General features: G+C 35.4%; 11 protein-coding genes. 10 read left to right on the top strand and 1 reads right to left on the bottom strand.

Annotated features, from left to right (window positions below; translation table 11 throughout):
* The first annotated feature begins 593 nt into the window (after window positions 1-593).
* From rpmH to rsmG, 8 genes are all read left to right on the top strand, one after another.
* Entirely contained in the window at window positions 594-728 is a 135-nt protein-coding gene (rpmH, locus tag H8S40_RS15850; protein WP_004613283.1) for a 50S ribosomal protein L34, read from the top strand.
* 152 nt (window positions 729-880) lie between these two features.
* Entirely contained in the window at window positions 881-1,222 is a 342-nt protein-coding gene (gene rnpA, locus H8S40_RS15845; protein WP_022074914.1) for a ribonuclease P protein component, read from the top strand.
* Between the two features lie 55 nt (window positions 1,223-1,277).
* Window positions 1,278-1,490 carry a membrane protein insertion efficiency factor YidD gene (gene yidD, locus H8S40_RS15840; RefSeq protein WP_022074913.1) on the top strand — a complete coding sequence of 71 codons (213 nt, stop codon included), beginning with the start codon at window positions 1,278-1,280 and terminating at the stop codon, window positions 1,488-1,490.
* Window positions 1,491-1,502: 12 nt separating this feature from the next.
* Window positions 1,503-2,786 carry a YidC/Oxa1 family membrane protein insertase gene (locus H8S40_RS15835; RefSeq protein ID WP_186865593.1) on the top strand — a complete coding sequence of 428 codons (1,284 nt, stop codon included), beginning with the start codon at window positions 1,503-1,505 and terminating at the stop codon, window positions 2,784-2,786.
* A gap of 72 nt (window positions 2,787-2,858) precedes the next feature.
* Window positions 2,859-3,704: an RNA-binding cell elongation regulator Jag/EloR gene (jag, locus tag H8S40_RS15830; RefSeq protein WP_117990338.1), complete on the top strand. Its 846-nt coding sequence runs from the start codon at window positions 2,859-2,861 to the stop codon at window positions 3,702-3,704.
* An 87-nt stretch (window positions 3,705-3,791) separates the two neighbouring features.
* Window positions 3,792-5,189 (top strand): tRNA uridine-5-carboxymethylaminomethyl(34) synthesis GTPase MnmE, encoded by a 1,398-nt coding sequence (mnmE, locus tag H8S40_RS15825; RefSeq protein WP_118738069.1) that lies wholly within the window; start codon window positions 3,792-3,794, stop codon window positions 5,187-5,189.
* Window positions 5,155-7,047, top strand: a complete 1,893-nt coding sequence (mnmG, locus tag H8S40_RS15820; protein WP_186865592.1) for a tRNA uridine-5-carboxymethylaminomethyl(34) synthesis enzyme MnmG — start codon at window positions 5,155-5,157, stop codon at window positions 7,045-7,047. Before mnmE ends, mnmG begins: the two co-directional genes overlap by 35 nt.
* A 53-nt stretch (window positions 7,048-7,100) precedes the next feature.
* Entirely contained in the window at window positions 7,101-7,814 is a 714-nt protein-coding gene (rsmG, locus tag H8S40_RS15815) for a 16S rRNA (guanine(527)-N(7))-methyltransferase RsmG (RefSeq protein WP_186865591.1), read from the top strand.
* 66 nt (window positions 7,815-7,880) lie between these two features.
* On the opposite strand, the gene H8S40_RS15810 is transcribed toward rsmG, so the two are convergent.
* Window positions 7,881-8,843: an alpha/beta fold hydrolase gene (locus H8S40_RS15810; RefSeq protein ID WP_118738067.1), complete on the bottom strand. Its 963-nt coding sequence runs from the start codon at window positions 8,841-8,843 to the stop codon at window positions 7,881-7,883.
* A 294-nt stretch (window positions 8,844-9,137) separates the two neighbouring features.
* On the opposite strand from H8S40_RS15810, the gene H8S40_RS15805 reads away from it, so the two are divergent.
* Together H8S40_RS15805 and H8S40_RS15800 are read left to right on the top strand one after the other, a co-directional pair.
* Window positions 9,138-9,911 (top strand): ParA family protein, encoded by a 774-nt coding sequence (locus H8S40_RS15805; RefSeq protein WP_186865590.1) that lies wholly within the window; start codon window positions 9,138-9,140, stop codon window positions 9,909-9,911.
* Window positions 9,911-10,846 (top strand): ParB/RepB/Spo0J family partition protein, encoded by a 936-nt coding sequence (locus H8S40_RS15800; protein WP_118725178.1) that lies wholly within the window; start codon window positions 9,911-9,913, stop codon window positions 10,844-10,846. The genes H8S40_RS15805 and H8S40_RS15800 overlap by 1 nt, the downstream gene beginning before the upstream one ends.

Genomic DNA, 10,846 nt, shown 5'->3' with positions numbered 1-10,846 from the left:
CAATCGTACTCCTAATCCATATAATATCTCCAAATCTGTTCGTTAGAGAGACTTTTACTTTTATAGTGTACATCAAAATATCCACATAAGCAATGAAAAAAGATGTGAATAACTCTTATAAACACTTTCAACACGTGAAAAAAGTTGAAAAATAAGACTTTTTTTGTGAAAAAAATATTTTTCAACAAGTTATTTTGTAGTTATACACAGGTTTTTCACAGAAATTCACAAAGTTATCCACCCCATGTGGATAACTTTGTGAAAAATCGTGGATAACTGCTTCTAAAACACAAGATATAGGGGCGAGTATTCACTTGAAGTAGCACAACTATGTAAAAAATGAGTTTTCCACAAATGTGAATAACGAAAAAAATGAAAAATATTTAGAAGAAAGCGAGAAATATGGCAGGATTTGCTTGACTTAGAGCTGTTTTTTGAATATAATTAAGAGCAGTGTCTTTCTGGATTTATATATAAGAAAGAACTGAAACTGTAGAAACTATATACTATATTATAGTGATGAACTTGATATTGTCAGGAATACTTAAGAGATTCCTGAAGAACTATATCACACAAAGGGAGGTGTATTCAGAATGAAAATGACATTTCAGCCAAAGAAAAGATCTAGATCTAAGGTTCATGGATTCAGAGCAAGAATGAGCACAGCAGGCGGAAGAAAAGTATTAGCTGCCAGAAGAGCAAAAGGAAGAAAACAGTTATCAGCTTAGGCCGCAATTTTGTGGCCTTTTCTTCTATACAGATTTATCTCAGTCGAGAAGACTCCAACCTCTTCAGGTGGTGAGTAATAGACGTTCGACTTGAATTTTTAGAAGAGATACGTGGAAACGTATGAGGACTTTAATTCGAAAAGGAAATAATTATGAAATTTTCCGAATCATTGAAAAAGAATAAAGATTTTCAGACTGTTTATCGACAGGGAAAATCTTATGCAAATAAGTATCTGGTTCTATATATTATGGAAAATCAGACAGAGAAAAACAGAATTGGAATTTCTGTAAGTAAAAAAGTAGGGAACAGTGTTGTAAGACATCACCTTACAAGATTGATAAGAGAGAGCTATCGACTTCAAGAAGAATGTTTCCAAAGAGGATATGATTTAGTGGTAATAGCAAGACAGAGTGCAAAAGATGTCACGTATAAAGAAATGGAAAGTGCACTCATCCATTTGGGAAAGCTTCATAAAATATATAAGACTGTTTAGAATACTAAAAAAATTGTAGTTAAACAGTAGAAAAAATAAGAGGAATGTGACGCAGATGAAGAAGATTTGTATCAGTATGATTCGATTCTATCAAAAATATCTTTCACCTATGAAGATGAGATACCATTGCATTTATACTCCTACGTGTTCTCAATATGGAATTGAGGCCATTGAGAAGTATGGTGTATTAAAAGGTGGACTGCTAACTGCATGGAGAATTTTGCGTTGCAATCCATTTGCAAAAGGTGGATATGATCCAGTACCTTAAGGAGGAAAAAATATGTACGGAGTATTGGCTGCCGGTTATGGTGACTGGCCAATCATTCATCAGATAGCATGGTTGCTTGGAAAATTGATGAATGGAATCTATAATATTATGGATAGCGTATTCGGAGTACAGAATATCGGTGTTTGTATTATTATATTTACAATTATTATTTATACGCTGATGATTCCACTTACTGTAAAACAGCAGAAGTGGTCAAAGATGTCAGCGGTAATGAACCCTGAAATTCAGAAAATTCAGAAAAAATATGCAAATAAAAAAGATCAGGCTTCCATGTTGAAACAACAGGAAGAATTACAGATTGTTTATGAAAAATACGGTGTATCCCCAACAGGCGGATGTCTTCCGATGTTGATCCAGATGCCGATTTTATTTGCGTTGTATCCTGTCATTCAGAATATTCCAAAATATGTTGATGGTGTAAAAGCAGCATATATGCCGGTCGTAGACCAGATTATGCAGGTAGATGGATTCCAGAAAATTATGGAGACAATCGGCGCTGCAAAACCGGTATTAATGAGTGCAACTGCATATGATTATTCAAAAGCCGACACATTGGTTCAGGTATTGTATAAATTCCAGGATTCTACATGGAATACATTGGTAGATAAGATGCCTTCTATTGAAACTGTAGTAGATGCTACTACAAAGACAATGGGACATTTGAACAATTTCCTTGGAATTAATATTGGTGAGACACCAATGACAATGCTTACAAATTCATTACATCCATTTTCAATTGTTGGAATTATTCTTGCTGTAATCATTCCAATCATGGCAGGTCTTGCACAGTTTATCAGTGTTAAACTCCAGCCACAGCCAGCAATGGATGAGAATAATCAGATGGCAGCATCTATGAAGACAATGACTTATACAATGCCATTGTTCTCAGTATTTCTTGGATTTACACTTCCTGCAGGTCTTGGTTTGTACTGGGCAGTCAGTGCAGTTGTAAGATGTGTACAGCAGGTAGCAATCAACAAATATTTACAGACAAAATCTTTGGATGATATGATCAAAGAAAATCAGGAAAAAGCTGCAAAAAAACGTGAGAAAAAGGGTACATCTGCTAAAGAATTAAATAAGATGGCAACTACAAGTACAAAGAATGTAGAGCATAAGAAAACTTCTACTATGTCAGAAAAAGAAAGACAGGAAAAATTGGAGAAGGCTGCCAGCTATAATAAAAATGCGAAAGCAGGAAGTCTTGCTTCAAAAGCCAATATGGTAAGCAGATTTAATGGCAATAATTCTGGCGATAACAAGAATGAGAAATAGGATAGGGTAGACGAATCGCAATTTCGAAGGGAATGAGTGATTTCGGATTGTTGGAGAAAGGATGGATTCGGGATGAACGGTAGTATCAGAGTTTCAGCAAAAACAGTTGAAGATGCAATTACAGAGGCATCCATTCAGCTCGGAATTACAAGTGATAAACTTGAGTATGAGGTAATTGAAAAAGGAAGTGCCGGATTTTTAGGAATCGGGATGAAACAGGCTGTGATCGAAGCTAGAAGAAAAGTGGAAGAGAAGCAGGAAACTGAAATTGTAGAGGAAGTTAAAAAAGAGATTCAGCAAGTAGCAGCAGAAGAAGTGAAAGCAGAAGAGAAAATTGTTGAAGAAGTAAAGGCTGAGATCGAACATGATGAAAAGCCAAAACAGACTACAGAAAAAGTAGAGAAAAAAGAAGAAATCAAAAATGATGCTCCAGTAAAAAGAGAAGTAGAACTGGCTGAAGTAACAGATGAAACAAAAGAAGCTGTTTCGACATTTTTGAAAGACACATTAAAAGCCATGGGTATGGAAGTGGAGATTGCATTGGATATTGATGAAGATGGATCTCTTAGTATCAATATGTCCGGCCCGAATATGGGTATTTTAATTGGAAAACGTGGTCAGACACTGGATTCTCTGCAATATCTTGCAAACCGTGTTGCAAATAAGCATCAGAGCGGTTATGTAAGAGTAAAGCTTGATACAGAAAACTATCGTGCAAGAAGAGAAGAAACTTTGAAACACCTTGCTAAAAATATTGCACATAAGGTAAAGAGAAATAGAAGACCTGTAGCATTAGAGCCAATGAATCCTTATGAGAGAAGAATTATTCATTCTGCACTCCAGAATGATCCTTATGTAACAACACATAGTGAAGGGGAAGAACCTTATAGAAAAGTAGTTGTCACATTGAAAAAATAGTGATGTAGGTGATAGAGGACGGTTTACGCTTCACGGAATAATTTCGTGAAGTGTGAATCGTTCCTTTTGTTTAAGAGGAGAATTGCGATGTATAGTAAAGAGACGATTGCAGCGATTTCTACAGGAATGTCGAATTCAGGAATCGGGATTGTCCGAATTAGTGGAGAAGAAGCATTTCAGGTAATAGATAAAATATATAAGGGAAAAGAAGTGTTGTCAAAAGTGCAGTCACACACCATACATTATGGGTATATAGTGGATGGAAAAGAGACGATAGATGAAGTGCTTGTCAGTATTATGCGGGCGCCAAGAACATTTACCGGTGAAGATACTGTTGAAATTAATTGTCATGGCGGCGTTTATGTGGTAAAAAGAGTATTAGATACAGTACTTCGAAATGGGGCAAGACCGGCAGAACCCGGAGAATTTACAAAGAGAGCTTTCTTAAATGGAAAGATGGATCTTTCTCAGGCAGAAGCAGTGATTGATGTAATTACTGCAAAAAATGAATATGCACTGAAGAGTTCTATGAGCCAGTTAAAGGGCAGTGTAAAGAAAAAGATAGAAGAGATTCGAAAGCAGATTATTTATCATACGGCATTTATTGAAACCGCATTGGACGACCCGGAACATATTAGTGTTGATGGTTATGGGGAGCAGTTGGAAGGTGTTGTGGAAACATTGTCGGAAGAATTAAAAGATTTGATTGATTCTTCGGAAAATGGAAGAATCATGAAGGAAGGAATTCAGACAGTTATTCTCGGAAAGCCAAATGCCGGAAAATCGTCTCTTTTAAATGTTCTTTCAGGAAGAGAACGTGCAATTGTAACAGATATAGAAGGAACAACGCGAGATGTGCTGGAGGAACAGATTCAGATTCAGGGGCTGAATTTAAATGTGATTGATACAGCAGGAATACGTGAGACGGAAGATAAGGTAGAAAAAATCGGTGTAGATAAAGCAAAAGAATATGCAGAGCAGGCAGATTTAATTATCTATGTTGTAGATGCATCACGTGAACTTGATGAAAATGATATAGAAATCATGAAAATCATTGCAGGTAAAAAGGCGGTCATCTTATTAAATAAAATGGACCTGAACGTACTCATTTCAAAGGAAAATCTTGAACAACAGCTTCATAAAGAAATTGGCGGGGCGTGCAAAAATATTCCGATGATTGAAATATCTGCGAAGGAAGAACAGGGAATCAGAGATTTTGAAAATCTATTAAAAAAGATGTTTTTGCAAGGTGAGATTTCATTTAACGATGAAGTATATATTACAAATATGAGACAAAAATCGGCACTTCAGGATGCATATAATTCATTGAAAAAAGTGAAAGAAAGCATTGAGATGGGGATGCCGGAAGATTTTTATTCCATCGATCTGATGGATGCATATGAGGCACTTGGAAGTATTACAGGAGAAACGATAGGAGAAGATTTGGTCAATGAAATATTCAGCAAATTCTGTATGGGAAAATAAAGATTATTATGATGTTGCGGTTGTCGGAGCAGGACATGCAGGTTGTGAAGCAGCACTTGCGACGGCTCGTTTAGGATTTAAAACAGTGATGTTTACGGTGAGTGTTGACAGTATTGCAATGATGCCTTGTAATCCTAATATCGGTGGAAGCTCAAAGGGACATCTGGTGCGAGAACTAGATGCACTTGGCGGTGAGATGGGAAAGGTAATTGATAAGACATTTATTCAGTCTAAAATGTTGAATCAATCAAAAGGGCCGGCAGTACATTCGCTTAGAGCGCAAGCTGACAAAGCAAATTACAGTAGAACGATGAGAATGGTATTACAGAATCAGGAAAACTTAGATATCCGTCAGATGGAAGTGACAGATATTTTGACAGAGGATGGAAAGATAACAGGAGTACAAACCTATTCCGGTGCTATTTATCGTTGTCGTGCGGTTGTATTATGTACAGGAACATATTTGAAAGCAAGATGTATTTATGGAGAAGTAAGTACACAGACAGGACCAAATGGACTCCAGCCTGCAAATTACCTGACAGATAGTTTGAAGTCGCTGGGTATCAAAATGTATCGTTTTAAGACAGGAACTCCTGCGAGAATTGATAAAAGAACAATTGATTTCAGTAAGATGGAAGAGCAGAAAGGCGATGAGAGAGTAGTACCATTTTCCTTTACAACAAACCCGGAAGACGTTCAGATAGATCAGGTTTCCTGCTGGCTGACTTATACAAATGAGAAGACACATGAGATTATAAGAAATAATTTGAGCCGTTCTCCACTGTATTCAGGAATGATTGAAGGAACAGGACCGAGATATTGCCCATCCATTGAAGATAAGGTTGTCAAATTCGCAGATAAAAACCGTCATCAGGTCTTTATTGAACCGGAAGGACTGGAGACAAATGAGATGTATGTCGGTGGAATGTCAAGTTCATTACCGGAAGATGTACAGTATGCAATGTATAGAAGTGTTCCAGGCCTTGAAAACGCCAAAATCGTGCGAAATGCATACGCAATCGAGTATGACTGCATCGATGCCAGACAATTGAAAAATACGCTGGAATTCAAAGCCGTAGAGGGGCTTTTTAGTGGCGGACAGTTTAACGGAAGTTCCGGATATGAAGAAGCAGCAGCACAGGGGTTGATTGCGGGCATTAATGCGGCAAGAAAATTGCAGGGAAAAGAAGGTATTGTGATTGACCGTTCAGAAGGTTATATAGGCGTTTTGATTGATGATCTGGTAACAAAAGAAAGTCATGAACCATATCGAATGATGACGTCAAGAGCCGAATATCGTTTGTTATTGCGTCAGGATAATGCAGATTTAAGATTGACTAAAAAAGGCTATGAGATTGGTTTGATTTCAGAAGAAAGATACCAGAAACTGCTTAGAAAAGAAGAACTCATCCAGAAAGAAATAGAGCGTGTTGAACATATTAATTTAGGAACTTCAGAAGCTGTACAAAATTTATTGAAACAGCATGAAAGTACGCCGCTGACTTCTGGAACAACGATGGCAGAATTGATTCGAAGACCAGAACTGAATTATGAAGCTCTTGCACCGGTAGATCCAAACAGACCAGAATTGGACTATGATGTTGTAGAGCAGGTTAATATTAATATTAAATATGATGGATATATTAAACGTCAACAGCGTCAGGTAGAGCAGTTTAAGAAACTTGAGAGCAAGCTTATACCAGAAGATATTAATTATGATGAGATTCAGAGTCTTCGTATTGAGGCAAAACAGAAATTGAATGAAATGCGTCCGTCCTCCATCGGTCAGGCGTCCCGAATTTCAGGAGTATCTCCTGCAGATGTGTCTGTATTGCTTGTATATTTGGAAAGAAAGTAAAATAAATTTAACGAATTAACGTGTTAAAGCAAAAGAAAGTGAGAGGCATATAAATGGAGAATAAGTTTGAACAACAATTGCAACAACTTAATATCCAGTTGAATGAGGTGCAAAAAGAGCAATTTCATAGATATTATGAATTACTTGTAGAGTGGAATAAGGTGATGAATCTCACCGGAATTACAGAATATGATGAAGTAAATGAAAAGCATTTCGTAGATAGTCTGGCAATTGTAAAAGCGATTGATATTCAGAATGTAAATACAGTGATAGATATAGGAACAGGGGCAGGATTTCCAGGATTGCCATTGAAAATTGCATTTCCACATTTGAAGGTTGTATTGTTAGATTCATTGCAAAAAAGAGTGAAATTCTTAAATACAGTAATAGAAGAACTGGGGTTGAAAGATATAGAGACACTTCATGGAAGAGCCGAGGACTATGCAAAAAAAGCAGAATATAGAGAACAATTTGATCTTTGCGTGTCGAGAGCGGTTGCAAATCTCTCTATATTGAGTGAGTACTGTATTCCATATGTAAAAGTAGGCGGAGCATTTATTCCATATAAAAGTGGAGAGATAGAAGACGAATTAAAGCAGGCGAAGAAGGCTGTTAAAATATTAGGCGGAAACGTAAGAGATGTTGTTAAATTCCAATTGCCTGGAACAGAGATCGGAAGATCTTTTGTGGAGATTGATAAATTGGAAATGACAAAGAAAAAATATCCGAGAAAAGCAGGATTACCATCTAAAGAACCACTGAGTTAAACCAAAAGGGACGGAGTTAATGGCTTTTTCATTCAGAAAAAGCCATTAACTCCGTCCTTAAATAGTTTATGCGGTTAAATCAAAATAAATCTTAATGTTTTCTAATACATCTGTTGGAGCTTCAAGCTGTGGCAGATATTTTGTCTTATTAATCTCACAAATTTCAATTGCAGGTAATTGATTTTGATACTGGCTTGCTGCAAGACTATATTCTGGATTGCCATTTCCTACAATAATAAAGATACTATTGTCAATTTTTGACAGACAGTTTAATACATTTGCATTTGTAAAATTAGAACAAATATTAGCGTATAAATATCTTCCGTGAGATTTCTCAGACTGAGATGCTTCTACATATGCGGCTAAATCCCTCTTCTTGAATTTACAATGATCATAGAAATAATCAGTCATAAAATTCTCTTCAATACGATCTTTACTTACTAATAAATTGTAAATAAACGTTCCGATTATAGGAGTGCAGAGAATATATTTTAACACTTTATTATAATGCTTTGGTGTTTTTGAAGCATCAATAATACTCTCAGGATTAATCAATAAAATACGATCAATAACAGTATCATCATTTGCACAAGTCATCAATGCGATAGATGCGGAATGACCGGTGGATATAATATCTGTTTTTTCGCCAATGACATTTTTAATAAAATCTGTCAGTAACTGTACATACAAATAATTTGTATAAGTCAAATTTGGCTTTTCAGACAATCCGCAACCAAGCAAATCAATAGTGTATACAGTATTTGTCTTTGCAAGATCATTTTTTATCTTATTCCATTCGTAAGAAGAACTACAGACATTTAAATCATGAACTAACAAAATCGGAGAACCGGAGCCTTCTTTTGTATAAAAAATGCGGCCGTAAGTCCAATCGTAATAATTCTCACCATTCTTGGCAAGAATATTATCTATAGTAGAAATATGATATATGAATCGATTAAATATATGAAGTGCACTTAATGTACCAGCTGTTATTGCAGATAAAGTTAAAAATTTCTTTTTAAAACTCAAAAAAATCAACCTCCTGACATTTTGAAATAGTGTATTTGGATTTTTACTTTTTGAATTTACAGTTGTAAAATCATATCTATTATACTACAAAATGAGAATGGATAAAACCTTTTCCAGATGAAAAAATAAATTAATAAATTGCAAAATGTTTCACGTGAAACATTTTTGTGAAACTTCACAACAGAACAATAAAATAATGTTTCACGTGAAACATTTTAGAGAAAAAAAGATTTGCAGTAGAATCTCTTTTGGTTTGGTGATATAATATGGAAGTAACGCGAAAGGAGTACAAAAATGAGTAGAATTATCGCTATTGCAAACCAAAAGGGCGGAGTTGGAAAAACAACAACGGCAATTAATTTATCATCTTGTCTTGCAAGTTTTGGAAAAAAAGTTTTGTCAATTGACCTCGACCCACAGGGAAATATGTCGAGTGGACTTGGCGTAGATAAGGATGAAGTGGAATATAATGCGTATGATTTAATCATAGGTAATGCAAAAATAGAAGATTGTATTTGTAAAAATGTAATTGAAAACTTAGATGTACTTCCTTCTAATATAAATCTGTCGGCAGCAGAAATTGAATTAATCGGTGTTGATAATAAGGAGTTTATTATTCGAGACGAAGTGGCAAGAGTAAGAGATAATTACGATTATGTTATTATTGATTGTCCACCGGCATTGAGTATGCTTACAATTAATGCAATGACTACAGCGGATTCAGTTTTGGTTCCAATTCAATGTGAGTATTATGCATTGGAAGGATTAAGCCAATTAATTCATACAATCGAACTTGTTCAAGAAAGATTAAATCCTTCTTTGAAAATTGAAGGAGTAGTCTTTACAATGTATGATGCACGTACAAATCTTTCGCTGCAGGTTGTAGAAAATGTAAAGGATAATTTGGATCAAACGATATATAAAACAATTATCCCAAGAAATATCAGACTGGCAGAGGCTCCTAGTTATGGTATGCCAATTAACCTGTATGATCCAAAATCTACAGGTGCAGAAAGTTATATGTTACTGGCCGAAGAAGTAATCAACAAAGGGGAGGAAGACGACTGATGGCGGTAAAGAGAAATGGACTTGGAAAAGGACTGGACAGTTTGATTCCAAATAAAAGCGATAAGCTGACAAAACCGGAAACGAAAAAGAATAATAGTGAAGTAAAAGTATCTCCGGCTAAAAAAATAAAAGAAGACCCGAAAGCTAGTGAAATATTATTAAAGATTAATCAGGTCGAGCCGAATCGTGATCAGCCAAGAAAAGAATTCGATGAAGATGCATTATTAGAACTTGCAGATTCAATCAAACAATTTGGTGTTTTACAGCCATTATTAGTTCAGAAAAAGAAAGATTATTACGAAATCATTGCAGGTGAAAGAAGATGGAGAGCTGCAAAACTGGCGGGATTAAAAGAGGTGCCGGTTTTAATCAAATCTTATACAGATCAGGAAATAGTTGAAATATCATTGATTGAAAATATTCAACGTGAAAATTTAAATCCTATAGAAGAAGCAATGGCATTTAAACGTTTGTTGGAGGAATTTCATTTAAAACAAGATGAAGTGGCAGAAAGAGTGTCAAAGAGTCGTACAGCAGTAACGAATTCTATGCGACTTTTGAAATTATCAGATAAAGTAAAACAAATGATTATAGATGATATGATCAGTACAGGACACGCTCGTGCACTTCTTGCAATTGAAGATGAAGAACAACAATATTTACTTGCTACAAAGATTTTCGATGAGAAACTGAGTGTTCGAGAAACAGAGAAACTTGTTAAGTCTTTAAAGAATCCTAAAAAAGAGGTAAAAAAGACAACTCCGGAACATCAGTTTATATATAATGATATTGCTGAAAAAATGAAATCCATTATGGGTACAAAAGTAAATATCAATGCGAAAGCAAATGGAAAAGGAAAAATAGAAATTGAATATTATTCGGAAGAAGAACTTGAGAGAATATATGATTTGATGATGACAATCCATAATGTATAA

This window comes from Ruminococcus hominis, from assembly GCF_014287355.1.
In the GTDB taxonomy this organism is placed as follows: Bacteria; Bacillota; Clostridia; order Lachnospirales; family Lachnospiraceae; genus Schaedlerella; species Schaedlerella hominis.
The sequence above is the reverse complement of the archived record's forward strand: the minus strand, read 5'-3'. Positions and strand labels throughout refer to the sequence as shown.

Bases quoted from the DNA above. Each gene is read 5' to 3' on its own strand.
- jag (WP_117990338.1), top strand. From the start codon at position 2,859: ATGAACGGTAGTATCAGAGTTTCAGCAAAAACAGTTGAAGATGCAATT.
- H8S40_RS15805 (WP_186865590.1), top strand. From the start codon at position 9,138: ATGAGTAGAATTATCGCTATTGCAAACCAAAAGGGCGGAGTTGGAAAA.
- H8S40_RS15835 (WP_186865593.1), top strand. From the start codon at position 1,503: ATGTACGGAGTATTGGCTGCCGGTTATGGTGACTGGCCAATCATTCAT.
- H8S40_RS15800 (WP_118725178.1), top strand. From the start codon at position 9,911: ATGGCGGTAAAGAGAAATGGACTTGGAAAAGGACTGGACAGTTTGATT.
- mnmG (WP_186865592.1), top strand. From the start codon at position 5,155: ATGAAATATTCAGCAAATTCTGTATGGGAAAATAAAGATTATTATGAT.
- rnpA (WP_022074914.1), top strand. From the start codon at position 881: ATGAAATTTTCCGAATCATTGAAAAAGAATAAAGATTTTCAGACTGTT.
- rsmG (WP_186865591.1), top strand. From the start codon at position 7,101: ATGGAGAATAAGTTTGAACAACAATTGCAACAACTTAATATCCAGTTG.
- yidD (WP_022074913.1), top strand. From the start codon at position 1,278: ATGAAGAAGATTTGTATCAGTATGATTCGATTCTATCAAAAATATCTT.
- rpmH (WP_004613283.1), top strand. From the start codon at position 594: ATGAAAATGACATTTCAGCCAAAGAAAAGATCTAGATCTAAGGTTCAT.
- mnmE (WP_118738069.1), top strand. From the start codon at position 3,792: ATGTATAGTAAAGAGACGATTGCAGCGATTTCTACAGGAATGTCGAAT.